At 63.1% G+C, this 24,944-nt stretch carries 18 protein-coding genes and 1 riboswitch; of the genes, 7 read left to right on the top strand and 11 right to left on the bottom strand.

Annotation, left to right across the window (positions count from 1 at the left end; genetic code table 11):
* Nucleotides 1-2: 2 nt before the first annotated feature.
* Together BM059_RS02270 and BM059_RS02265 are read right to left on the bottom strand one after the other, a co-directional pair.
* A complete protein-coding gene (locus BM059_RS02270) occupies nt 3-1,694 on the bottom strand; it encodes a ShlB/FhaC/HecB family hemolysin secretion/activation protein (protein ID WP_074936433.1) in 1,692 nt (563 codons plus the stop codon).
* 220 nt (nt 1,695-1,914) lie between these two features.
* On the bottom strand, nt 1,915-3,924 hold the full coding sequence (locus BM059_RS02265; protein WP_074936431.1) for a sensor histidine kinase: 2,010 nt from the start codon (nt 3,922-3,924) through the stop codon (nt 1,915-1,917).
* An 80-nt stretch (nt 3,925-4,004) separates the two neighbouring features.
* Here BM059_RS02265 and BM059_RS02260 point away from each other — a divergent pair, with 80 nt between their 5' ends.
* Nucleotides 4,005-4,688 (top strand): response regulator transcription factor, encoded by a 684-nt coding sequence (locus tag BM059_RS02260; protein WP_037003426.1) that lies wholly within the window; start codon nt 4,005-4,007, stop codon nt 4,686-4,688.
* 45 nt (nt 4,689-4,733) lie between these two features.
* Here the strand turns inward: BM059_RS02260 and thiC are convergent, their stop codons facing one another.
* Nucleotides 4,734-6,629 (bottom strand): phosphomethylpyrimidine synthase ThiC, encoded by a 1,896-nt coding sequence (gene thiC, locus BM059_RS02255; protein ID WP_074936429.1) that lies wholly within the window; start codon nt 6,627-6,629, stop codon nt 4,734-4,736.
* A gap of 96 nt (nt 6,630-6,725) precedes the next feature.
* Nucleotides 6,726-6,832: riboswitch (TPP riboswitch) on the bottom strand.
* Between the two features lie 223 nt (nt 6,833-7,055).
* Here thiC and BM059_RS02250 point away from each other — a divergent pair.
* Nucleotides 7,056-8,498: a TolC family outer membrane protein gene (locus BM059_RS02250; RefSeq protein ID WP_074936427.1), complete on the top strand. Its 1,443-nt coding sequence runs from the start codon at nt 7,056-7,058 to the stop codon at nt 8,496-8,498.
* A gap of 153 nt (nt 8,499-8,651) precedes the next feature.
* On the opposite strand, the gene waaA is transcribed toward BM059_RS02250, so the two are convergent.
* A complete protein-coding gene (gene waaA, locus BM059_RS02245; protein WP_074936425.1) occupies nt 8,652-9,917 on the bottom strand; it encodes a lipid IV(A) 3-deoxy-D-manno-octulosonic acid transferase in 1,266 nt (421 codons plus the stop codon).
* Nucleotides 9,918-9,960: 43 nt separating this feature from the next.
* Nucleotides 9,961-10,848 carry a LysR family transcriptional regulator gene (locus BM059_RS02240; RefSeq protein ID WP_074936423.1) on the bottom strand — a complete coding sequence of 296 codons (888 nt, stop codon included), beginning with the start codon at nt 10,846-10,848 and terminating at the stop codon, nt 9,961-9,963.
* 89 nt (nt 10,849-10,937) lie between these two features.
* Between BM059_RS02240 and BM059_RS02235 the strand changes: the two genes are divergently transcribed.
* The 4 genes from BM059_RS02235 to BM059_RS02220 all read left to right on the top strand — a co-directional run bounded on the left by BM059_RS02235 (nt 10,938) and on the right by BM059_RS02220 (nt 14,405).
* Nucleotides 10,938-11,270 carry a DMT family transporter gene (locus BM059_RS02235; RefSeq protein ID WP_074936421.1) on the top strand — a complete coding sequence of 111 codons (333 nt, stop codon included), beginning with the start codon at nt 10,938-10,940 and terminating at the stop codon, nt 11,268-11,270.
* 98 nt (nt 11,271-11,368) lie between these two features.
* The gene (locus BM059_RS02230) at nt 11,369-12,544 is read left to right on the top strand and encodes an NAD(P)/FAD-dependent oxidoreductase (protein ID WP_074936418.1); all 1,176 of its coding nucleotides are present in this window, start codon (nt 11,369-11,371) and stop codon (nt 12,542-12,544) included.
* Nucleotides 12,541-13,350: an aldo/keto reductase gene (locus tag BM059_RS02225; protein ID WP_074936416.1), complete on the top strand. Its 810-nt coding sequence runs from the start codon at nt 12,541-12,543 to the stop codon at nt 13,348-13,350. Before BM059_RS02230 ends, BM059_RS02225 begins: the two co-directional genes overlap by 4 nt.
* Before the next feature lie 146 nt (nt 13,351-13,496).
* Complete coding sequence (locus BM059_RS02220; RefSeq protein ID WP_037003412.1) at nt 13,497-14,405, top strand: hypothetical protein; 909 nt, start codon at nt 13,497-13,499, stop codon at nt 14,403-14,405.
* Nucleotides 14,406-14,469: 64 nt separating this feature from the next.
* On the opposite strand, the gene BM059_RS02215 is transcribed toward BM059_RS02220, so the two are convergent.
* Nucleotides 14,470-15,999 (bottom strand): AhpA/YtjB family protein, encoded by a 1,530-nt coding sequence (locus BM059_RS02215; RefSeq protein WP_074936414.1) that lies wholly within the window; start codon nt 15,997-15,999, stop codon nt 14,470-14,472.
* A gap of 175 nt (nt 16,000-16,174) precedes the next feature.
* Between BM059_RS02215 and serB the strand changes: the two genes are divergently transcribed.
* Nucleotides 16,175-17,389 (top strand): phosphoserine phosphatase SerB, encoded by a 1,215-nt coding sequence (gene serB / locus BM059_RS02210; protein WP_074936412.1) that lies wholly within the window; start codon nt 16,175-16,177, stop codon nt 17,387-17,389.
* A 63-nt stretch (nt 17,390-17,452) separates the two neighbouring features.
* Here serB and BM059_RS02205 read toward each other — a convergent pair whose 3' ends face one another.
* The 5 genes from BM059_RS02205 to BM059_RS02185 all read right to left on the bottom strand — a co-directional run bounded on the left by BM059_RS02205 (nt 17,453) and on the right by BM059_RS02185 (nt 24,872).
* On the bottom strand, nt 17,453-19,522 hold the full coding sequence (locus BM059_RS02205; protein ID WP_074936410.1) for an EAL domain-containing response regulator: 2,070 nt from the start codon (nt 19,520-19,522) through the stop codon (nt 17,453-17,455).
* 62 nt (nt 19,523-19,584) lie between these two features.
* Nucleotides 19,585-21,387, bottom strand: a complete 1,803-nt coding sequence (locus BM059_RS02200; protein ID WP_074936408.1) for a molecular chaperone — start codon at nt 21,385-21,387, stop codon at nt 19,585-19,587.
* Between the two features lie 165 nt (nt 21,388-21,552).
* Nucleotides 21,553-22,413: an archaetidylserine decarboxylase gene (gene asd, locus BM059_RS02195; protein WP_074936406.1), complete on the bottom strand. Its 861-nt coding sequence runs from the start codon at nt 22,411-22,413 to the stop codon at nt 21,553-21,555.
* A gap of 69 nt (nt 22,414-22,482) precedes the next feature.
* On the bottom strand, nt 22,483-23,298 hold the full coding sequence (locus tag BM059_RS02190) for a rhodanese-like domain-containing protein (RefSeq protein WP_074936404.1): 816 nt from the start codon (nt 23,296-23,298) through the stop codon (nt 22,483-22,485).
* 50 nt (nt 23,299-23,348) lie between these two features.
* On the bottom strand, nt 23,349-24,872 hold the full coding sequence (locus BM059_RS02185; RefSeq protein WP_074936402.1) for an HDOD domain-containing protein: 1,524 nt from the start codon (nt 24,870-24,872) through the stop codon (nt 23,349-23,351).
* Nucleotides 24,873-24,944: the final 72 nt, after the last annotated feature.

Raw genomic sequence — 24,944 nt, 5'->3', positions numbered from 1 at the left:
CTTCAGAGGGAAAGGCTGAGGCTGAAGGCCAGGGTGTCGCCCTGATCCGTCTCGTATTTGGGGGAGTCGAGGGGGTGTGCCAGCGTCAGGTTGAGGCTGGCCGGGCCGGTCATCACGCCCACGCCGAGTGATGCGCTGCTGAGGTCGCCAGCGGATTCGTCTTCACGGTTCCAGGCTTTGCCGTAGTCGAGTCCGACAAAGGGGCGCAGCAGCGCAGGGCGGCCGTTGGGCAGGCTGAAGCGATGGGTCAGGGCCAGCTCGTTGCGCCAGTAATAGCCGTGATCACCGGCGATGGATTCTTCGTTGAAGCCGCGCACCGTATAGAGGCTGCCGAGGGAGATGCGCTCCGAGCCATAGAGCACGTCGCGGGCATGCTGGCCGCTGAACTGGCTGTTGAAGCTCAGCTCCTGGTTCAGCAGCTCGAAGGGGCGGTAGTAGCCGAACCCGTACTTGTACTTGGTGAATTGCGCGCGTGGTGCCCAGTCGGGAAGGTTGGAGGCGTCCTTGAGCGAGCCGAACAGGTGCAGGCCACGGGCCACGCCAACGTTCAGGCTGAAGGCGCCGCCGAGTACGCGTGTGGTGTAGCTGGTGTCGAGGTCGAACACGCTCAGGCGACGGCTGCTGACGGCCAGCAAGATGTCTTCGAGGTAGTTGCCCTGTTCCTTCTGGGTCAGTGCACCGGACAGGTTCCATTGGCCTGATTGGCCACGCCAGAGCACGCGATCCATCTGCAGGGTGTAGGTCTGCGAATCGCCGTTGGTTTTCAGCTTGGTGCCACTGGGTGCTTTCAGCAGGCTGGCGTATTCGGAGTCGGAGAGGCTCAGACTTAAGGTGTTGTAGCCCCAGGGCAGGACGTAGGTCAGGTTGTTGAAGTAGGACGAGCGCTTGCCGCTTTCGTAGGGCTGGGCGCGACGGTGGGTCAGGCTGAGGAAGTCGTTGAAGCCCAGCAGGTTGTCCAACCCCAGGTTGACCCCAAGCTGATTACGACCGGTAGCCTTCTGGCCGTTGTTGTCATACGTGAGATTCAGGTGGTACGGCTGCCCCGGTTCGTTGTTGAAGCGCACCAGGCTGTCGCCCGGTTGGGTGCCTGGCAGGATTTCCATGGTGGCGTTGTTCGACGACAGGCGGTTGATCTGATCCAGCGCCTGCTCCAGGTCACGCAGGTTGAGCGGTTCGCCGACCTTGCCGGGAAACACGTTGCCGGGTGAGATGGAACGCTTGTCGCCATCGTTGATGTCGATGCGCTCGAGTTGGCCTTCTTCGACTTCGATGATCAAGGTGCCCTGACTCAGATCCTGGCCTGGCAGGTAGGCACGTGCGGTTACGTAACCACGAGTCATGTACGCGGCGGTGACGTCTGCCAGTAGTTGCTCGATTTCGGCAACGCCTAGGCAGCGCCCCTGATAGCTCTCGGCGATGTCGCGGCGAACGCGTTTGGGCAGCAGTTCGGCGTTCTGAATCTCGACCGTGCTGATGTCCCGGCAGACCGCCGAGTCGCGTGGGCGGGATGTCGGTGGCACCACTTGCAGGCGAGCGGGCGGCTGGTCTGATTGCAGATCCTGCAGGCGCTGCTGCTGGATGCGCTGATTCATCTCGTTCTGCAGGCGCTCGGCCTGACGTGCCGCAGCCTCAAGGTCGCTGGGCGTTTGTGCCAAGACTGTAGCGCTGACCGAGCTGAGCAACAGTGTGAGCAAGCCGCTCAGCAGTGGAAAGCGCGTTCTGCGTGAGGGCGTGTCAGGAAGAGAAGGCGCTATGGAGGACATGCCAGAAGAGCGGCATGGGATGGCGTGGAGATTTGGCATGGCAGACCCGCTCGCTCGTACTGCATGAGTGATGGCAATTTGCGATGAGTCTATTGGTCTTTGGTCGAGAGGGACTGAGCAAATCTGAGCGGTAGTTGAGTCTTTTGCTTGGTTATTTCGGGGCAGGGGTTTTCGGTAGGCGCAGGCGGAAGCACACACCCTGTTCACCGCCTGCCGAGAGCAGGGTCACGTCGCCACCTAGCATTTCGCTGATACGCTGTACCAGATACAGGCCCAGGCCTGCGCCGGTTGCGTGCTTGGCGTTCTGGCCGCGAAAGTATTTGCGGAACAGGCGCTCGCGCTCGTGCGCGGGGATGTTGCTGGAGACGTTGCAGATGTCGATGAGGAGGAAGTCGCCGTCTTCGTTGACATCGACCTCTACAGTTTCGTTGGCGGGGGAGTGACGGTCAGCATTGGCCAACAGGTTGCGCAGGGCGATATGCAGCAGCCCTGCGTCGGTGACCAGACGCTCGGTTTTGCAGTGGAAATGGTTACGGATACGCCCCGGTGCGAAGTCGCCGCTGAGATCCTCCAGCAGGGCCGGTAGGTCGTAGGGTGCATGCTTCAACTCGACGGGAGACTCTCCCATGCGGTCGTCACTCAGGTATTCATCGACCAGGGCGAGCAGTCGTGAGGCAGCGTTGCGTATCTGCTGGCAGCGTTCGGCATTCTTCGGCGTCTGTGGCGGCGTGCCCTGCTCGATGCGCTGTGACAGGGTGGTGATGATCGCCAGCGGGGTGCGGAATTCGTGAGAGACCATGGCGACGAAATCCTGTTGCTCGGTACGTACGCGCTGTTCGAGTTCCAGCGCATTGCGCAGTTCCTGTTCGAGTAACTTGCGACGGTGTATCTCCTGGCGCAGGTCTGCGGTGCGCTGCTCCACTTCGCGGGTCAGTTCCTGGCTGTGCTGCTGGGCCATGTTGGCAGCTCGGTTGGCTTGCCAGCGTTCGCGCGAGCGACGCTTGCGCTCGTAGCGGGTAATTAGCCATAGGCTCAGCAGGATCATGTGCAGCATGGTGGCGATCGTCGTCGCCAGTTCGGTCCAGGCATTGACCGGCAGGTAGCCAAGATTACGCAGGAAACCGATCAGCAATCCCGCATAGAAGATGCCAAAGGCCAGGGCGAAGAACCTGGCATGTCGATAACCCCGTATCAGCAGCCAAATGCACATGCTGCTGAACCCGACCATCATCACCATACCCAGCAGGAGCACCGGTACCACGCTCATGGAGTAATTGTTGAGCAAGGCCATGCTCAGGCAGTAGAGCGCCGCCACCTTGATGGTGTGATCCAACCATAAGCTGGTCCGTGGATAGAGTATCGGCATGCCCAGCTGCTGCATCGAAACGCGGAATCCGACCAGCAGATTGCACGCAAAACCAGCCCCGAGGAGGCGGTCGCTCCACGTCACGGGCAAGCCAATGATTTGCTGAATCAGTCCCAGGCTCAGGACTTCGTTGAGCAGACTGAGGCTGATATACAGGAGAAACAGGCCACTCATATGGCTACGGGTTGCTGCCCAGAAGATCGCGTGCAGGCCGATCAGTAGCAGATAGAATCCGAAATGCAGGCCAAAGAACAGGCCCTCGCGCCGCGAGTTGTCGTCGAAGGCCAGGCGCTGCCAGATCTCCACACGCGTCGCCAGCGAGTTCTTGCTCTCAAGCCTGATGAGCAATGTATGTTCGCTCGCCTCTGTCGGTTCGAACGGGATCACCGCACTGCGGTAGTCGACGGGCCATTCGCTGCGTGACACGTTCTCGCCGCTGAGCCCGAGCAGCTGCCAGCCACCGGGGTCCCAGGTGTAGACGCGTACATCGTCCAGCAGCGCGTTGCTCAGGTGAAGCATCCATCCGCCGGGCAGGGGTTGGGGCACGTCCAGTCGCAAGCGCAGCCAGTAAGTGTTCGGGGTATAACCGGCATTGAGGTTACTGGGCAGTTTCTGCCACCCTTGCGCGGCATTGGCCTGTGCGACATCGAACTGTCCACCGGGGTCTGCCAGACCCTCGAGATAGCCTGCGGTACTGAACATCGGTTTGGTATCGTCCAGGTGCAACGCGGCGGCTTGCAGCGTCGACGGCAACAACAGGATGAGCAGCAACAGCAGAGGAGGGAGTCTGGACATGCCTGGATTGAGAAGTCTCAAGGCTTGATGATCATGGGCGGGAGGGTTATGAAAGCCGCCAGTGAATGAGTTTGGCAAGTATGATCGATCTGATTTTTCTCGAAGACGACCCCGTGTTGGGGGCGGAGCTCGCCGACTTTCTCGGGGAGATCGGCTATTGCGTGACCTTCGTGACCTCTCTGGCGGAATTCAATGCGGCCTTCGAGCCCGGGCGTCATCGCCTGGCTGTGATCGACATTGGTCTGCCCGATGGCAGTGGTCTTTCCCTGATCCAGAATCTGCGCCTGGCAGGTGATCGGCTGGGCATCGTGGTGTTCAGTGCACGCGGCACCGCGACGGACAGGATCGAGGGGCTGTGTATCGGCGCCGATCATTACCTCGGCAAAGGCTGTGACCTCGGTGAGCTCTCGGCCACGCTGGAGGCGCTGTGCCGCCGCCTGGAACTAAACCGCAGCCAGCCTGCTTGGTGCCTGGAGATCGGCCCGCGCCGCCTGTGTCTGCCTGATGGCGCGCAGGTGTCGCTGTCGCAACAGGATATGCTGGTGCTGCGTTGCCTGATGGCAGCACCTGGTGAAAGCATCAGCCGTAGGCAGATTATCCAGGCACTGGGTGGCGACTACTTGAGTTACGACCAGCGACGTCTGGATACCCAGATGAGGCGGCTGAGGCGCAAGGTGCTGGACAACGCGGGAACGGAGTTGCCCATCAAGACCCTACGCAACAGCGGTTACTGCTTTTATGACGCGGCGTCGGTGCGACCCTGAAAGAAAAGCCCCTTTCTATGGAAAGGGGCTTTGGCAGGTTGATCGTCAGACCTGCCGGTAGATCACCGCACCTTCTTCCTTGAAACGTACGGACTGTTCGGCGAAGCCGGTCTCGATGGCCTTCTGTTCGTCGGTCAGGCCCTTCTCCTTGGCGTACTCGCGCACCTCCTGGGTGATCTTCATCGAACAGAACTTCGGCCCGCACATGGAACAGAAATGTGCGACCTTGGCCGAATCCTTCGGCAGCGTCTCGTCGTGGTAGGCGCGTGCGGTGTCGGGGTCCAGGCCGAGGTTGAACTGGTCTTCCCAGCGGAACTCGAAGCGCGCCTTGCTCAAGGCGTTGTCGCGGATCTGTGCCCCCGGATGACCTTTTGCGAGATCCGCAGCATGCGCGGCGATCTTGTAGGTGATGATGCCGGTCTTGACGTCATCCTTGTTTGGCAGGCCCAGGTGCTCCTTGGGCGTGACGTAGCAGAGCATGGCGCAGCCGAACCAGCCGATCATCGCCGCGCCGATGCCGCTGGTGATGTGGTCGTAGCCCGGCGCGATATCGGTGGTCAGCGGGCCTAGGGTGTAGAACGGCGCTTCGTCGCAGCACTCGAGCTGCTTGTCCATGTTCTCCTTGATCAGCTGCATCGGCACGTGGCCGGGGCCTTCGATCATGCACTGCACGTCGTGCTTCCAGGCGATCTTGGTCAGCTCGCCGAGGGTTTCCAGTTCGCCGAACTGCGCGGCGTCGTTGGCGTCGGCGATGGAGCCGGGGCGCAGGCCGTCACCCAGGGAGAAGGACACGTCGTAGGCCTTCATGATCTCGCAGATGTCATCGAAATGGGTGTAGAGGAAGTTTTCCTTGTGGTGCGCCAGGCACCACTTGGCCATGATCGAGCCGCCGCGCGAAACGATGCCGGTGACGCGCTTGGCGGTCAGCGGCACATAGCGCAGCAGCACGCCAGCATGGATGGTGAAGTAGTCCACGCCTTGCTCGGCCTGTTCAATCAGGGTGTCGCGGAACAGCTCCCAGGTCAGGTCTTCGGCCACGCCGCCGACCTTTTCCAGTGCCTGGTAGATCGGCACAGTACCGATCGGTACCGGCGAGTTGCGGATGATCCACTCGCGGGTCTCGTGGATGTGCTTGCCGGTGGACAGATCCATCACCGTGTCCGAGCCCCAGCGGATGCCCCAGGTCAGCTTGGCCACTTCTTCTTCGATGGATGAGCCGAGCGCCGAGTTACCGATATTGCCGTTGATCTTCACCAGGAAGTTGCGGCCGATGATCATCGGCTCCAGCTCCACATGGTTGATGTTGGCCGGGATGATGGCGCGGCCGCGAGCGACTTCGCTGCGCACGAATTCGGGGGTGATCTCTTTCGGAATATTGGCGCCGAAGCTGTGGCCGACATGCTGCTCATTGAGCAGGCCGGTTTCGCGTGCTTCGGCCAGCTTCATGTTCTCGCGGATGGCGATGTACTCCATCTCGGGCGTGATGATGCCCTTCTTGGCGTAGTGCATCTGGCTGACGTTGTGGCCGACCTTGGCCCGGCGCGGGTTGCGCACGTGGGCGAAGCGCATCTTGGTCAGCTCTGCATCGTTCAGGCGGCGTTGGCCGAACTCGGAGGACAGGCCCGGCAGTTTCTCGGTGTCGCCGCGATCTTCGATCCAGGCGCTGCGCACATCGGCCAGTCCCTTGCGCACGTCAATGGTGACGTTCGGGTCGGTGTAGGGGCCGGAGGTGTCATAGACGGTAACCGGGGCGTTGATCTCGCCGCCAAAGTCGGTCGGTGTCACGTCCAGGCTGATCTCGCGCATCGGCACGCGAATATCTGGGCGCGAGCCTTGTACATAGACTTTCTGCGAACGCGGGAAGGGTTGTACCGACTGCTGATCGACCTGGGCGCTTTCGCTCAGAATCGGACTCGAATTCTTTTCTTGTTGTACGCTCATCAAGGCTCTCTCCGGGATAGATGTCGGAGTTGGAACCTGAGCGGACGAAGGGCGCGAGATACACCGTGGGCGGTGCCGAGAGGACTCGCCGAGTGCTGGCGAGGACATCTTGTTCCCTACGCAGGCCTTAACCTGATCAGGTTCAACGGGATCCGGCAGCTGCCAATCTCAGCCCCGCATTTGGGGCACCCCGACAAGAACTCGGGCAGTCTAAACAAGCTGGTGGGAGAAAACCAACTCGGCGGTCAATAAATATCGACCCGTGCGTCGGAAAGCGACTGCTGCTCTACCACAACGCGGATTGTTGCAGACGAGCAACATAGCTTGCCGCCAGCTAGACTGATGCTGCCCATGGCGCGCTTGACCCCCGCCTGCGGCGCCCCGTAGCCTTGCCGATTACCGCCTATTCAAGGATCGACATCCATCATGTTGCGCAGACTTTCCCTGGCAATCGCCGTGGCCGCCGCTTCGGTGGGCCTGGTTCAGGCCGCAGAGGCCCCGCTGTCCAGCAAGACCGACCTGGTCACCGTGTATCAGGAAGCGGCGAAGAACAATGCCGATATCGCCGCTGCGCGCGCCGATTATCAGGCCCGCCGCGAAGTCGTGCCGCAGGCGCGAGCCGGCTTGCTGCCCAACCTGTCGGCCGGTGCCAACTATGGTGACACCCGCACTGAAATCGATTCGCCCAGCGCGACGATCTCGCGCAGTGGCCTGGTGTATCAGGCCAACCTCAGTCAGCCGCTGTTTCGCGCTGACCGCTGGTTCCAGTTGCAGGCGGCCGAAGCCACCAGCGAGCAGGCCGCGCTGGAGCTGTCCGCCACTGAGCAGAACCTGATCCTGCAGAGCGCCGAAACCTACTTCGCCGTATTGCGTGCCCAGGACAACCTGGCCTCGACCCGAGCCGAAGAGTCGGCCTTCAAGCGTCAGCTGGACCAGGCCAACGAGCGCTTCGATGTTGGCCTGTCCGACAAGACCGACGTGCTCGAAGCCCAGGCCGGCTTCGATACCGCCCGTGCCAACCGCCTGCTCGCCGAGCGCGCGGTGGATGACGCCTTCGAAGCCCTGGTGACCCTGACTAACCGCGATTACGTAGCCGTCGAAGGGATCGTCCATACCCTGCCGGTGCTGGCGCCGACGCCCAATGACGCCAAGTCCTGGGTCGATACCGCTGCCGCACAGAACCTCAACCTGCAAGCCAGCCTGTACGCGGTAAACGCTGCCGAGGAAAACTTGCGTCAGCGCAAGGCCGGCCATGCGCCGACCCTGGATGCGGTGGCCAGCTATCAGCAGGGCGATAATGACAGCCTGGGCTTCACCAATTCCGGGGCATTTGGTGCTCCGCGTTACAGCGGCGACGTTTCGCAGCGTTCCATCGGTCTGCAATTGAACATCCCGCTGTACAGCGGTGGCTTGACCAGCTCGCAGGTGCGCGAGGCTTATCAGCGCCTCGGTCAGACCGAGCAACTGCGCGAGAGCCTGCGCCGTCAGGTGGTGCAGAACACACGCAACCTGTTCCGTGCGGTGAACACCGACGTGGAGACCGTACAGGCGCGTCGCCAGTCGATCATCTCCAACCAGAGCGCGCTGGAGGCCACCGAGATCGGCTACCAGGTTGGTACCCGCAACATCGTCGACGTGCTAGACGCCCAGCGCCAGCTGTACAGTGCCGTGCGCAACTATAACGATGCCCGCTATGACTACATCCTCAACAACCTGCGCCTTAAGCAGGCGGCTGGCACCCTCAGCCCCGCCGATCTGGAAGCGCTGGGCAGCTTCCTCAAGCCGGACTACAACCCGGACAAGGACTTCCTGCCACCGGACCTGGCCTCTGCCGCCGAAGAGCGTCTGAAGAACAATCAGGATTTCTGAGGCGTTCGCAGCAAACAAAAAGCCCGACGCGAGTCGGGCTTTTGCTTTCAACGGCAGCGCGTAGGGTGGGTTGGGCGGCGATCTGCTTTAGCCCACCAATAGCGGCCAGTCTTGGTGGGCTGAAGCCCACCCTACAGATTGCAGCTGTTCGGGCTATAGCAGGTGCTGCAACCCATTCAGCAGGCGCTCTAGCGCGCCCTGGTTGGCCTTGAGCACGCTCAGGCCGGCATGACTCATGCGTTGCATCTCGCCTGGCTCGTTCAGCAATGTTGCAACCCTGTCCGCCAACTGCTCGGCGTTTTCCACTTCGCTCAGGGCGCCGGCTTCACGCAACTGCGCGGCGATCTCCAGGAAGTTGAACAGGTGTGGGCCGCTCAGTACCGGTTTGCCCAGCGCGGCTGGCTCCAGCAGGTTGTGCCCGCCGTTGGCCACCAGGCTGCCGCCGACGAAGGCGATATCCGCCAGCGCATAGAGAAACAGCAACTCGCCCATGGTGTCACCGAGCAGCACCTGGTCGCCAGCTTGCACCGCTTCACCCGTTGCGCGGCGGCGTGTCGTCAGCCCTCGGCTGATGCACAACTCATGGACCGAGTTGAAGCGTTCAGGGTGTCGCGGCACCAGAATCAGCAGCGCGTCCGGCTGAGTCTCCAGCAACCGGTGATGGGCGGCGAGGACGATTTCGTCTTCACCCGCATGGGTGCTGGCGGCGATCCACACCGGGCGCTGCTCGGCCTGCCACTGGCGGCGCAACTCGACCGCGCGTTGCAGCAGCTCGGCATCGATCTTCAGGTCGAACTTGATCGAGCCGGTCACCTCTACGCAGTCAGGGCGTGCGCCCAGGTCGAGAAAGCGTTGCGCCTCGGGCTGGGTCTGCACGGCGATCAGCGACAGCTCGGCGAGCATCGGTGCGGTGAGTTTGCCAAAGCGCGCATAGCCGCGTGCCGAGCGCTCGGACAGGCGTGCGTTGGCCAGGGCTACCGGAATGCCGCGTTTGGCGCATTGGTGAATATGGTTTGGCCACAGCTCGGTTTCCATCACCACGCCCAGGCGTGGCTGTACGCGGTCGAGAAAACGCGCAGCGGCCCACGGCAGGTCGTAGGGCAGGTAGCAATGCTGCACGCTGCTGCCGAACATGGCCTGAATGCGCTCGGAGCCGGTCGGCGTCATGCAGGTCACGGTGATCGGCAGGTCGGGATAACGCGCCTGCAGCGCGCGGATCATCGGCGCAGCAGCGATGCTTTCACCGACCGATACCGCGTGCACCCAGATGCCGCCGGGTTTCATCGCCGGCAGGCCGAGGGAGAAGCGTTCGTTGATGCGCCGAGCGTACGCCGGCGCCTTGCGCGCGCGCAGGGCCAGGCGCAGGGCGATCAGGGACAGGGCCAGGTGTAGCAGGAGGGTGTAGAGGAGTCTGTTCATGGGGGCGCAGCTTAGCGTCGCCTGCCATCGTCTGGAAGCGGGATCACGTTTGCGGGCGCAGCAGTTCGCGTGCCAGGCAGTCGGCCAGCCAGTTGGCGGCGGGGCCGAGCGCGCCGTCACGACGACACACCAGCTCCACCACCAGCGGCAGTGGCGCCCAGTCGCTGCGCAGTTCCTGCAGGTGGCCCTGGTAGGTCGGGTACTGCGCCACATGGCGCGGTAGCCACGCCCAGCCAACGCCGCGTATCACCAGCTCGGCCATGACGTAGAAGCTGTCAGCGCGCCACACCAGTGGGCTGATCTGTTCGCCGCCGGGGTAGTGGCTGTCCTGCGGCGTCATCAACAGCTGGCGATGTTCGGCCAGGTCACGGCGTTCCACGCTGTCGAGCGCGGCCAGCGGGTGTTGCGGGCTGCACACCGTGACCATCTCGATGGTGCCCAGGCGCTGGCTTTCCAGCTCTCTGGGCATCTGCTCGTGATGAAACAGCAGGCCCAGATCGGCCTGACGTTGCAGCAGCTTGCGCGCCACATCGCCCTGGGCGCCGCTGGAAAGCTGCACTTCGAGCAAGGGAAAGGCGTTGGCCAGGGCTTCCAGACTGGCCAGCACCGGCTGGTAGGGCATGGCTTCGTCCTGCGCCAGACGCAGGCGCGCCTCCTCGCCACGTGCCAGGCCGAGTGCGCGGCCGTCCAGTCGCTCACATTGCTGCAACACGCTGCGAGCCTGCTCCAGCAGCGCGACGCCTGCTTCGGTCAGGCGCGGCTGGCGCCCGCTGCTGCGCTCGAAGAGGGTGACGCCGAGATCGCTTTCGAGCAGGGCGATGGCGGTGCTGACCGCCGATTGCGCGCGGCCGGTTTGCCGAGCCGCGGCGGAGAAGGATCGACTTTCGGCGGTAAGGACGAACAGCTGCAACTGTTCTAGATTCCAGTTCATGGTCAGCCTATCTCAAAATCAGATAGGTAATGACTTTATCCCATCATGGAAGAACTTAGAATCGTGGCCTTCGTTCAGGAGTCGCCATCATGCCCGGATATCTCTATCTCGCTATTGCCATCGCGGCCGAAGTGGTCGCCACCACTTCGATGAAGGCTATCGACGGCCTCAACAAACCGTTGCCGCTGTTGTTGGTGATCGGTGGCTACGCGATTGCCTTCTGGATGCTGATTCTGGTCGTGCGCACCATCCCGGTGGGCATCGCCTACGCCATCTGGGCGGGGCTGGGCATCGTATTGGTCAGCATTGCGGCGCTGGTGATCTACCAGCAAAAGCTCGATCTGCCAGCGGTGCTCGGTATGGGCCTGATCGTCAGCGGTGTCGTGGTGATCCAGCTGTTCTCCAGCTCCACCGGTCACTGAGGCCGTGCGTACCTGAGGGCCTTGGTGCGCATGGCACACCCTACGGGTACTGCCTGAAGCCGTTATACTGCGCGCCTGTTTTTTGCCGAGGCCCGCTCATGTCCCAGTCTCTCAGCACCGATGTCCTGATCGTCGGCGGCGGTATCGCCGGCCTCTGGCTCAATGCGCGCCTGCGTCAACAGGGCTTCGCCACCGTTCTGGTGGAGCGCGGCAGCCTCGGTGGCGGGCAGAGTCTGAAGTCGCAGGGCATCATTCACGGCGGCGCCAAATATGCCTTGCATGGCGCGCTTACCGGGGCGTCGGAGGCCATCGCCGATATGCCGCGCCGCTGGCGCGAAGCGCTGGCCGGCAATGGCGAGCTGGATCTCTCTGGCGTGCGCATTCTGTCCGAAGCTCACTATCTGTGGTCGCCCGGTACCCTGGCCGGCAACCTCACCAGTTTCTTCGCCAGCAAGGCGGTTCGCGGCCGGGTCGATCAGGTCAAGGGCGAGCAATTGCCGCCGGCGCTGCAGCACCCGAAATTCAAGGGCAAGGTCTATCGCCTCGCTGAACTGGTACTCGATGTGCCAAGCCTGATCGCACGCCTGGCCGAACTGGCCGGCGATAGCCTGCTGGCCGCTGAGCGCATCGAGCCACTGCAGGAAAACGGCGAGCTGTGCGGGCTGATCGTCGACGGACGCGAGATTCGCGCGCAGCGCGTGGTGCTCAGCGCCGGGGCCGGCAATGCCGAATTGCTCGCCACGCTGGGCATCGAGCAGCCCGCGCAGCAGTTGCGCCCGCTGCATATGGTGCTGGCCAAGGGGCCGGCACTGAAGCCGCTGTATGCGCATTGCCTGGGCGGCGGGCCCAAGCCACGGGTCACCGTCACCACCCATCCGGCCGCCGATGGCCAGTGGGTCTGGTACCTCGGCGGCGATCTGGCTGAAGCTGACGGCGTCGCGCGCGACGAAGGCGCTCAGATTCAGGCTGCGCAGAAGGAGATGGCGTCGCTGCTGCCCTGGGTCGATCAGAGTCAGACGCGCTGGGCGACATTGCGTGTGGATCGCGCCGAGCCCGCGCAGTCGGGCCTGGTGCGCCCGGATAACGCCTTCCTCGCCGAGGAGCAGCGTCTGCTGGTGGGCTGGCCGACCAAGCTGGCGCTGGCGCCGGACTTCGCCGACCGCGTACTGGCCGCCCTGCAACGGGACAAGGTGCAGCCGGCTGGCCATGCCCCGTTGCCTGAGCTGCCGCGCCCCGCACTGGGTCAGCCGGTTTGGGAGGCTCTGCTACCATGAGCACCTTGCACGATCTGCAGCGCCCACTGGGTTCCACCGGCTTGCGCGTTTCGCCGCTGGGCCTGGGCACGGTCAAGCTCGGCCGTGACCAGGGCGTGAAGTACCCCAACGGGTTCACCATTCCCGACGACGCGCAGGCCCTGGCCTTGCTGCAGCAAGCGCGCGAGCTGGGCATCAACCTGATCGACACCGCGCCGGCCTACGGCATCAGCGAGCAGCGACTCGGCCCGTTGTTGCGTGGCCAGCGCGATGATTGGGTGATCGTCAGCAAGACCGGTGAGGAGTTCGAGCAGGGCCAGTCGCACTTCGATTTTTCCGCTGCGCATACTCGTCTGTCGGTCGAGCGCAGCCTCAAGCGTCTGGAGACCGACCGCATCGACCTGCTGTTGGTGCACTCCGATGGCAACGATCTGACGGTGCTGCGTGAAACCGGGGTGTACGAGACGCTGGCGGAGCTCAAGCGCGAGGGCAAGGTTCTCGCCTACGGGATTTCCGGCAAGACCGTCGAGGGTGGGCTGCTGGCACTGGAACAAGGCGACTGCGCGATGGTCACTTATAACCTGAGTGAGCAAAGCGAGAAGCCGGTATTGGACTACGCTGCCAGTCACGCCAAGGGCATTCTGATCAAGAAGGCGCTGGCCAGCGGGCATGCTTGTCTGGCTGAGGGTGTCGATCCGGTACGGGCCAGCTTCGAACTGATCTTCGCTCATCCTGGCGTCAGCAGCGCCATCGTCGGCACCATCACGCCCGCGCACCTGGCGGCCAATGTCGCGACGGTCGCGGCGGTTTTGCAGGATATCCGCTGAGGTCCCCGGTCACTTCCTCTTACAGCCCTGGGTTGTGCTGGGTGGTCGGCTTGGGGCAGCCTTGAGCGGTTTTCGCTTCAACCTGACCCTAGTGTGAAGGCCGCTCATCGAGCTGAATTCACGCCCAGCCGGAACAAGGAGTCGAGATGCCGCGTACGCTGATCCGCAAGGACCCGAGTAACTTCAAGACCCTGCCGCTGTTCGTCGAAGCCAGCCCCGATGGGTTGAGCTACCAGAGCCTGGGACAGCCGCTGAATTTCCAACAGATGCTCGAGCGCCGCCGCCCGATCGAGGTGGCGGACAGCTCGCGTTTTTCCGTCGAGCTGGCCAACCTCGGCGTCTCGGTGCGCCTGACCCTGCGCCTGCATGGCCGTGATTACTGGTTGCTGGTGCGTCAGCGGCGTCCGGATCGTGGTGACACCGTACTCAAGCTGATTTCCGGCTACGTGCCGGCGCATGAACTCAACTTGCCTTTGCTCACCGCCATTCAGGAAGTCGCCGAGGAGTGCCTGTTAGAGAGCGCCGATGGCTGGCTGAGCGGGCGTTTCGCCGATACCTGGCTGCCCACGCCCTATCAGGGCGCGCTGCGTTATCGTGAGTCGAGTCACTTTCGCCTCAGCCCGCTGTCCGGCGCTGCGCGGCCAGTGCAGTGCGGCAACCTGACCTTGCTCGAACGCCCGCGCGCCTACGTGCACCTGCCTACCGCATCCTTACAGCTGGTCTACGACCTGAGCCTGGAGCTGCCGCGCGATGCCCGCCAGCTGAGCCTGTTCCACGTCGACGAATGCCTGGAAGACGGCCGCCTAGTGGCGCGACTGGAGCGTCGGCGGCCGGATATCTACTTGTTGGCATTGCAGCGTGGATTGCCCAGCGGTGGGCTGTTCACCTTGCGCAAGGGTGAGCTGCTGCCTGCCAGCACCCGCGGGGTGTGGCTATCGGAGAGTTTTGCCGAACAGGATGGCTGGCTGGTGCGTGATGAGCGTGTTCGCTGGAAGGACTGGTTGCAGCGCTACGGTGTAAAACCGTCGCAGCGGCGAGCATTAGCCAGCGCATAGGGCGGGTGCAACCCGTGTTGGCCGTCTGGCGGGTTGCACCCGCCCTACATGGGCTGCGTCGCTTTCACGCCCGGCTGTCGCGCATGCGCGTCAGCTGCCGCTCCAGCAGTGCCGGATAAGGATCGAGCAGGCGCTCCACGCAGCTGGCACCTTCCGGGCTGGCAATCGGGCGGATGCGGGCACGCTGGCGAGCCAGAGTATCCTGCGCGACGCGTTGCTCGACCAGCAGCAGGTTGCGGCTGTGTTGCGACAAGGCCAGCGCGTCCAGGGCGCTGTCGCTGAGCAGCAGGTCGGCCTGGCCCAGCTCTTCCAGGTCACGGCCCAGGGTCAGCCCCAGCTGCAGTTGCAGGGTGATACCGCTGTCGGCGACCTCGATCTGCAGGGCATGGCCCAGGGCGCGCATCAGCTCGCCACAGCAGATGGCGTGGGTCAGATAATCCTCGCCGCATTCGCGCTCATGGAACAGCATCAGGCTGCTGCCGTCCTTGAGCGTGTGCAGTTGCCCCTGATAGAGCGCGGCGGCTTGTTCCAGGCAACCCCGATAGCGATCCAGCAAGTCCAGCAGGCGCGTGCGCGGCAGGCGTCGCAGTTGTTCCTGAGCGCCGAGTTGAATGGCCAGCACTGCACTGGCTTGTGATGGGCGCGGAGCCTTGGCGACCGGCGCTGGCGCTTCGGACTCGTCACGCAGATCGGCGAAGGGATCGTCCGGCTCTATCGCGTCGGGCCAGGGCTTGAGTTGCTCACCCTCGTCTTCATCCAGATGGGTTTCATCGAAGGCATGCTCGGCCGCGATTTCCTCCCGCTCGTCGAAGCGCTCGTCGTCTTCGTCGTGCAGATAATCCTCGCTGTCATCTTCCCCCAGCAGCGGCTCGTCATCGAGCTCCGGTTCTGGTTCTGGCTTTTCCGGTACCAGTCGCGCCTGCAGCTGGCGCGCCAGATCACCGATCTCGTCGTGGCGCCCCGCGCCTGGCGCAGGGTCGTCCGGGTCACGCAGCCATAGGCGCATCTGCAGCAGTGGAGTGGAAATATGCCGGCCGAGGCGCATGCTCAGCGACAGGGTCAGGGCCAGCAGAATCAGGCTGAGAATGCCCATGCTCTGCAGGCTGATGGTCATCGGCTGCTGGAACTGGCTCATGTCCAAGCTGATGCGCAACTGCCCGGCCATCACCTCCTGGAAGGTGATGGGGGTGGTGTACAGACCCTCGGTTTCGCCCAGCACACTGCGCGTTGGGCGCGATCCTGATTCGGCGAGGATGCGGTTATCCACGCTATAGATGGCTGCGTGGGCCACCAGCGGGTTCTTCGCCAGGTTGTTCAGTAGCACGTTGAGGCTGAGGATGTCGTTGGACACCAGCAGCTCGGTAGCCGAGGCCGCTGTCTGGGTGATCAGCGCCTGGCCCAGGGCATCGGCCTGCTGCTGCATGGCCTGCTTGAACTGCATGCCCATGACCCAGGCATAGATGACCATGGCCAAGGCCACCAGCAACAGACTGTGGCTGGCGATGCGCAGAACCAAGGGCACCCGCCGCTGACGCAGCGCGTGGAAGATCATGATGAAGAAATTATCGGGTTTGACGGGCGCGGGCCGGTTCACAGAGCACGGCTCTTGTCGACTGAAGTTGCCGCGCAGTATAGCGAGCGGCCTGGAGCGGGCAAAGCGCGCAGCTGCCCGGATAGACGGGAAACTGGGTAGAATGTGCGCCTTTTCGTCGGTCAGTGGCCTCTTCGGTCGCTTGCCTGCCTCAATCGTTTGCCTTGGAGGGTGCGTCTTGCGCGAAATCGTCCTGATCAATATCACCGGCGAGGATCGCCCCGGACTCACTGCTGCCATCACCGGTGTGTTGGCTCAAGGCGGGGTGAATATCCTCGACATCGGCCAGGCAGTGATCCACGACACCCTGTCGTTCGGCATCCTCATCGAGATTCCGGACAATGGCCGTTCCCAGTCGGTGCTCAAGGATCTGTTGTTCACCGCCTACGAGCTCGATCAACAGGTGCGTTTCACCCCGGTATCGGAAGACGACTACCGCCAATGGGTCGGTGGCCAGGGCAAGGCCCGCCATATCGTCACCCTGCTGACGCGCAAGGTCAGCGCTGAGCAGTTGCAGCGCGTCAGTGTGATCACTGCCAAGTACGACCTGAATATCGATCATATCGACCGTCTTTCCGGGCGCATGCCGCTGGATATGCCGGCTGAGCAGGGCAAGGGCTGCATCGAGTTTTCCGTGCGTGGCGAGCCGGCCGATCCGGTCGCCCTGCGCGCCGAATTCCTCAGCGTGGCGCAGGAGCTCAACGTCGACATCGCCTTCCAGCGCGACTCGGTGTTCCGGCGCAATCGCCGTCTGGCCGTGTTCGACATGGATTCGACGTTGATCGAGGCCGAGGTGATCGACGAACTGGCCAAGGCGGCTGGCGTCGGCGAGCAGGTGGCCGAGATCACCGAGCGCGCCATGCGTGGCGAGCTGGATTTCCGCGCCAGTTTCAAGGAGCGTCTGGGCTTGCTGCAGGGCCTGTCGGAAGACGTGCTGGAAGAGATCGGCGCGTCCCTGCGCCTGACCGAGGGCGCCGAGGTGCTGTTCGCCGAGCTCAAGCGCCTGGGCTACAAGACTGCAATTCTGTCCGGCGGCTTCACTTACTTCGCCAAGCAGCTGCAGGCCAAGCTGGGTATCGACTACGTGTTCGCCAACGAGCTGCAGATCGAGAACGGTAAGGTCACCGGCGTGGCTGTCGAGCCCATCGTCGATGCCCAGCGCAAGGCTGATCTGCTGCGCGAGCTGGCGCAGAAGGAAGGCCTGCAGCTGGAGCAGACCATCGCGGTCGGTGATGGCGCCAACGACTTACCGATGCTTGGTCTGGCTGGTCTCGGTGTGGCGTTCCGCGCCAAGCCGCTGGTCAAGCAATCGGCCAAGCAGGCGATCTCCACCCTCGGCCTCGATGGCATTCTTTATCTGCTGGGCTTCCGCGATCGCGAGGGGCAGGAATAAGCATCGCGTTCTTTCGGAAATGAAAAAGCCGCCTGTTCAGGCGGCTTTTTCGTTGCGGCGAGCTTATTCGTCACCGGCCGAGAAGTCGTAGTCCATCGACTGGCTCGGACCCTGCAGGTAGTAGCCCTGAATAAAGTTGACCCCGGCCTGCCACAGCGTGGCCAGCACGCTGGCGCTCTCGACGAAGGGCACGATGGTCAGCTTGGCCTGGGCGTGCAGGCTGCTGAGCAGCGTCTTCAGCGCTTCCTGGTTGTCCGCGCTGGTCAGGTCCTGGGAGAAGGAACCGTCGACTTTGACGAAGTCCACTTGCAGGTGTTTGAGCGTGTTGAACGGATTCAGCGCACAGCCGAACTGGCTCAGGGCCGCCTTGCAGTGCAGCTCCGCTAGGCCTTGGGTCAGGGCCTTGGCCTGTTTCAGGTAGGCGATGGCATCCGGCTCGCTGAACTGGAATACCAGTGAGTCCGACGGCAGTCGCGCCGCCTTGAGTGCCACGCTGAGCCAGGGCAGCAGGGTCTGGTCCTGCAGGCTGGCGCTGGACAGGTGCACGAACAGGCGCGTGTTGTGACCTTTGGAGCGGTGATCGGCCAGCAGCTTGATCGAGTTGAGGATCACCCAGCGGTCGATCTTCTCGCCCAGCCCGGCGTCCTTGGCGGCTGCGAGGAACTGCGTAGGCGGCACCTCTTCGCCCTGCGGGCTGAGCAGGCGCAGCAGTACTTCGTAGTGTTCGTGGGCATCGCCACGCAGGCTGATGATCGGCTGGAACAGCAGGCGGAAGCTGTTGTTCTCCAGCGCTTGCTGCACCATCGCCAGCAGGTTGCCGCGGTTGGCGGCGGCGGCCAGTTCGTCGGCCGGGTTGAACAGCTTGATGGCGTTACCGTCGCTGAGCTCATCGGCGCAACGGTGCGCACGGTCGATGACTTCCTGCGCCTTGGCGGTTTTCTCGCTGAGGCCGGCTACGCCAATTGACAAGGTGGTCTGGGCGGTGCGGCCGCTGACGTCGAACAAATGGCCTTCGACTTTCTTCAGCAGCGTCGTCAGGCTGGCTTCGCACTGCTCGGGCGTCTGGCCCGGAAGCAGGGCGGCGAACACATCGTCACCGAAGCGGGCCAGTTGGGTTTCCGCCGGGAAGTGTGCGCGCAGCAGACCGGTCAGATCGGTCAACAGCAGGTCGATGCCGGCCAGGCCGATTTCGCCTTGCATGCCGGCGTAGCGGTCGACGCGGATGTACGCGAGGGTCGAGGGCTGGCCGGTGCTGACGGCGCGTTCGGCGGCATTGTCCATCAGTTCGAGGAAATGGTTGCGGTTGAACAGGCCGGTGACCAGGTCCTGGCTGCTGATCTCGCGCAGTTTCTCTTCCAGTTCGGCGTTGGAGGTTTCCGCGCGGATCACCACCTGAATGCACGGCTCGCCGTCGTAGGTGGCAGGCGAAAAGCTCATCTGCGCAGCGAAGCTACTGCCGTCGGCGCGCACGCCCTGGCAGTTGAGCTCGGCATGGCCTTCGGCGCTCTGGTAGTTCTTCAGGAAATCCTTGAAGGCCCCGTGATCGGCGCTGGCGATCAGGTCGATCATCGGCATGCCTTCGAGCTCTTCGCCATCTTCGTAGCGGAACAGTTCCAGGTACGCGCGGTTGGCGTAGATATGCATGCCGTCGTGGACGTAGGTGATGGCGTCCACCGAGCTTTCCAGCAGCAGCTGGCAGCGTTTTTCCGCCTCGCGCAGTGCCACTTCTGCGGCACGGCGGGCGCGGCGTTCTTCAAGGTTGGCCAGCTCGCGCTTGGCCACCAGCACCAGGCGCTCGTCCTCGCCTTGCGGCAGTGCATCCTGGGCGCCGAACAGCAGTGCCTCGGTGATGATCTCGGAGTCGTTGTCTTCGATCAGTTGGATGACCGGGATGTCCTTGGCCTGGCGGCGGATGGCGGTAATCGCCTCGCTGGGGTCGAGGTGCTCGCTGCTCGGCGCGCAGATCAGCAGATCCCAGGTTTGTTGCAGGGTTTCTGCAAGGTCATCGCTGGAGGTCAAACGATGCACGCGGGTGGCGTGACCGGCGTTGCGGAACAAACTAACCAGGCGCTCAGCTTCGTTCTGCGAGTCTTCGAGAATCAGCAGGCGGATGGTTTTTTTTTCGATGGCCATAGAGGAGTCAATACCGCGCCGAACGGACGCGAAAAGGCGACAAATGGTGAGTTCGCTGGAGCCTACAGCGACTTCCAGAGTGAGTCAAAATCTTCCTCCCCGGCAGGCTTCTGGCTTTGCGAGGCTGTGACCGGTGTCCCGGCTGCGCCTTCTTCTTCGCCCACGCGGCGATACTCGAACTGGCTGAAGCTTCCGGTGCTGACCTGTCTGCGGGTGAGCACGGCACGGTGCTCCTCGCCGTGATCGTTGATCAGCACCTTGCTGCCCTCCTGGAACGGCAGGCGCGGTGTGATCAGGCTGGCAGGGCGGGAAATGGCGCTGATTTCCGGCAGCAGCAGGGCACGCAGATACTGGCTATTCTGCTCGGCTTTGCGCAGCAGCTGCAGGCCGCACGGGCGTGCATGCGGGGCGATTAGTTCGATGCCCATCTGCGTACCGCCACCGCGAACCTGACGAATCCAGCGCACGATAGCCACGCTCCAGCCCTGGCTCGGGCTGTCCTGCACGCCAAGCAACTCGCCGGCTTGCAGTTGGCTGGGCACGTCCTTGGGCCAGGACAGGCAGTAGCCGCCAGGGCTGTGATTGACGATGGCCAGCGGGAAGGTCGGGTACTCCTCGCCATTGCTCGCCGGCTGCGCTTGTTCGCCAGGCGTCACTTTGGTGTACTGGATTTCTTCGAAATGAATTTCGTCAACCGCACTGCGCTGGGCGTCGAAGGCGTTCGACCAGACATCGGGCTCGCCGGTCGTGGGTTTGAACACCGCGGCCCCTAGCTCGACCGGGCGCTTGAGCACTTCGGCGAACGAGCGCTTTCCGGAAAGGAAGAAATGCAATGCGGTCATGCCGATGCACAGGGTCAGGTTGCCGTGGCCCGCAGTGCGCTGGAAGGTGCGCTCGGCGATGTCTCCCCAGGCCGCTGCGACGTGTTGCAGCAGATCGAGGCTGATGCCCTCCGGAATCATCAAGCGCGATTTGCTGCGCTCTTCTTCCGGCAGTTCGAGGTATTCCTTGATCGCATCGACCAGTGGCTGAGTGTCGATGCCCAGAAGGTTGTGCAGTTCACTGCTCTGGTACAGCGATTTGTAGCGTGGCGGGCCGTCGATCTGTGGTGCCAGCACGAACAGGCTGTCCGGATGATCGCCCGGCTGCAGCTTGACCAGTGTGCTCCAGGGTTCCAGTGCTTCTGCCAGGCGGGCGATGCCGTTCTGACGCATCTGGTTGGTGCGGGCGCAGCCCAGCAGCAGCGCGGTCACGTAGGACTGCTCGGTGCTCAGTCCCTGGGTATGGCGAGCCAGCGGGTCACGAATGACCTGGCGTTGCAGGCCTTGTTCGCAGGCGATCTGATACAGCTGGTGCAGCTCCAGCCACAGCCCTTCGGGCACCGGGCAGTAAAGCTGGCTGGCGCGGATCAGCGGGCTGCAAAGACTGTGGCTGGCGCGCTGCAGAGAGACGGCGAGCAGTTGGTCGCGATCCTTGCCGCTACGGCTGATAACGCGGGAAATGATCAGTTTGTAGCCGACGGCCAGGTGGTTCTGCAGCGCCTGGCACAGGTTGGCTACCTTGCGTGGGCGCTCGTCGAGGACGATGGCCTGGTTGAGGAAGTGACGCTCCAGATGCTGGCAGACGTAGCTGACTTCCGGGCGCAGCAGCTCGAGCAGTTGCAGGCGGTTTTCCGAGGGGGTGAGGAATTGGTTGAGTTCCACCAGGCTCTGATACAACTGCCGTGCGGTTTCACCGATGTTCGCCTTGGGTAGGCCTGCGATCCAGCGTTTCAGATCGCGGGGGCTGCCGTCGCAGAAACCGAGGCTCTGCTTGCTTGGCGTGGGAACGCGCAACAGTTGAAGGTGGGTACTCTGTTTATCCATCAAACTCGGAGGCTCCGGCCACGCACTATCAAGCGGCTCTAGTAATAGTCTTTCGAACTCTAGCAGCATCTGGCTGTGCTGGCAGCCCGTCCACATGGACGGGCACCCAGGCAGAGTACGTATCTATGACCAAGCGGTCGATACGCGGGTTCCTGTTTTTCGTTTTCAGTCTTGAGCGTTGCCGAGCAGTTGGCCCATGCTCACCGCGCTGCCGGCGTCCAGCTCCTGAGCCCATTGCACCTGATTCGGGCCGAACAGAACGATGGCGGTGGAGCCCAGCTTGAAACGACCCATCTCCGCACCTTTGGCCAGCTCGATCGGCTCGCGCGCCTGCGCGTCGTAGCGGGTGCTCTTCAGCTCACGCTTGGGCGGCGTGACCAGGCCGGCCCATACGGTTTCGACGCTGGCCACGATCATCGCACCGACCAGTACCACGGCCATCGGCCCGCGCTCGGTGTCGAACAGGCAGACCACGCGCTCGTTGCGCGCGAACAGCTCGGGCACGTTCTCCGCGGTGGTCTGGTTGACCGAGAACAGGCGACCCGGTACGTAGACCATTTCCTTCAGCGTGCCGCCCAGCGGCATATGCACGCGGTGGTAATCCTTCGGCGACAGGTACACGGTGGCGAACTGGCCGCCCATGAACGGTGCTGCGCGCTCGGCATCGCCGCCGAGCAGTTCGACAGCGCTGAAGCTGTGGCCCTTGGCCTGGAAGATTCGGCCGTGCTCGATGGCACCGAGCTGGCTGATGGCGCCGTCGGCAGGGCTGAGAATGGCGCCGGGGGTTCCATCCAGCGGGCGGACGCCATCTTTCAAGGCGCGGGTGAAAAAGGCGTTGAAGTGCTCGAAGGCGCGCAGGTCTTCGACTTGCGCTTCGCTCATGTTGACCTGGTATTGCTTGGCGAACCACGAGATCAGCGGATTCTTCAGCCAGCCGATACGGCATTCGGCAACGCAGCCGATCAGGCGCGACAGCAGGTGATGAGGCAGCAGGTACTGGCTGAGGATAAAGAGACGTTGTTTCATCGTGTTTCCTTGAGGGTTCTGAACCGGCACTGGCATGGCCAGGCCGGGGAGATCTGATTGCCGATGCGCTCAGCGTTCGATTGGCGTGTCGGGTAGGTTGCCCCACTCGGACCAAGAGCCGGCATAGGCCTTCACGCGTGGGTAACCGAGCGCCTTGGCGACCACGTAGCTGAAGCCAGAGCGGCGGTGAGTCTGGCAGTGGGTGATCACTTCCTTGTCGGGCGTGATGCCCAGGCCTTGCAGGATTTCGGCGATATCGGTGCGGATGCGCATGCCGCGTTGCGGGTCCATGCCGGCCGTCCACTCGAAATGAGTGGCGCCGGGGATATGCCCGCCGCGTGCCGAACTCAGTTTCTCGCCGCGGTATTCATCCGCGCCACGTACGTCCCAGATGGCCAGGTCGCTGTGGCCCAGGCGCGACTGCAGGTAGTCGCGGGTTGCAGTGGGAGCATCGCTGAGCGTCAGTTGCACTTCGCTGCGCGCTACGCTCGGTGCCTCCTGGCTCAGTTCGAGGCCGTCGCCGATCCAGGCCTGCAAGCCGCCGTTGAGAAAGTGGTAGTGCTGATGGCCAATCACGTCGAGCAGCCAGATGAAACGACCGGCCCAGGGGCCGCCTTCATCGTCGTAGACCACATAGGTGGCATCCGGGTGGTGACCGATATCGGCGAACAACGCTTCCAGTTCGGGGCGTTCGGGGCGCAGACCGGGAGCAGGCGGCTGGCCTAGCTGCGTGCGCTTGGCATCGACCCAGCGCGCGCCGGGGATATGACCGGCTGCATAGCGTGCCGCGCTGCTCAGGTCGAGCAGGATCAGATCGGGGGCGTCCAGGCGCTCGGCCAGTTCGGCCGGCTCGATCACCAGTGGCAGGTTGTCGAAGGCGGACATGACGGCCTCCTCGTATGAAAAGAGGTCGATTGTAGCGGAAACAGGTCGTTTCAGCGCCCGCGTCTGGAAAAGCTACCAAGCGCGCGTTCGATGCACTGTACGGTCTTGCCGAACGCCTGCAGGCAGACGTCATTGAGCGGTTGGCCGCCCTGGTCGGCCACGACCAGCATCACCACCCGACCGTTATTGGCTAGGGAGCGCAGCAGCAGGTGCTCGCTGGGGAACAGGGCCTTAAGGTTGCCCGGCAGCAGTGCCGAAAACTGCGCCACATTGCCGGGCGTCAGGCGCAGTTGTCCTGGCTCGCTGAGCAGGCGCTTCAGCACCTTGCTCTGTGCTGGGTCGAGGCTGAGGCCAGCTGCGCTGACATCAAGGCCCGCTTGCTGTTGGGTTAGCAGGCGGGTGTGCTGGCGATCGGCAAGTAGCAGCAGCACGCGCTTGAGGCCGCAGGCTTGCAGGGCGTCGCGGGCGCAGGCAGTCAGCTGCGGCACGTTGGCAAAAGTACTGGGGTCGGCGAGCAGGCGTGCACAGTGCTGGCGCCAGGCAGCGAGGTCATCACGTTTGGGCGGTGCTGCCGCGCTCACGGCTGGTCTGAGGCGGTGAACGTGCCACGGCCAGATCAGCGCCTGGGCCGGATGCCAGAGTGTGCTGTCGTGGGGCTGGCGAGCGCTGCTCACAGCATGCTGGTGCACTTCCTGCTGTAGTTCGCTCAGGGGAATCTGCAGGTACAGCCCGGTCAGCCGCTGCCAGCGCAGGCAGTGTGCGGTATCCCAGGCTTGGTGCGCCGATACCGCCAGGCCGTTGGCCAGCAGCACGCAGTTGCTCGGATGAGTGAGCCAGTGGCGCAGGGGCGTGTCGGCGTCGAGCATCTGCTGTTGATGCAAGGGATGCTCGTTGTCGCGGGCGATGTGCAACGCCTTGACCAACTGGCGGCGATCTCGCTCCAGCAAGCGGTAGCCGCGAACGATCCACTCGGGCAGGCGCCAGCGTTCGGCCAGTTTGACGCACAGCTGGATCAAGCTGACCCCGAGCAATTCCTTCTCGACAACGGCAGGGCGCTCGCCTTTAAGCAGTACGCGCTGTTCCCACGCTTCGAAGAGTTGAGGGTGGGCGCACAGCAGCGGCCAGATGGGCGAGAGAAACAGTAGGCTGCAGCCATGCAGTTCATTCCACAGGCGCGCCAGGCGTGCGCCGAACAAGCCGCGTGCCTGTTGGCTGGCATGCTGGCTGATCAGCAAGATCTGCTTGAATGCAAGGGGTATGTCGCTTTCTGGTAGGGCGGGCGCCTGATTGAGAAGGGCTTCGCAGCGACTCAGGCCCAGACGCGAAAGAGCGGTTTCGACGCTTTCAGCGGGGTCGCTGAGGCTGTTGCTCGACTGGTTGGCTTCACGCAGTACCTGCAGGGCAAAGGAGGGGCTCGCCTCTATCGCCTCGGCAATTTCGCGCCAGGTTCGGCGGCTGTCGGCAAGGATGCGACGCAGACGCAAATGCTGCTGCTGCTCGATTGGCAGTGGCAACTTGCCCAGCTGTTGTACCCAGGCATCCAGCGTGCGCGGCAGGGATTTTGACGTCGACATATTGGCTCGAGTCGAAACTGGCTTTTGACCATAACTGGCTATAGTCTGGCGTATAAGCTCCGATAATTAGAA

Source organism: Ectopseudomonas composti (assembly GCF_900115475.1).
GTDB lineage: Bacteria > Pseudomonadota > Gammaproteobacteria > Pseudomonadales > Pseudomonadaceae > Aquipseudomonas > Aquipseudomonas composti.
This window is presented reverse-complemented; position numbering and strand designations above follow the sequence as displayed.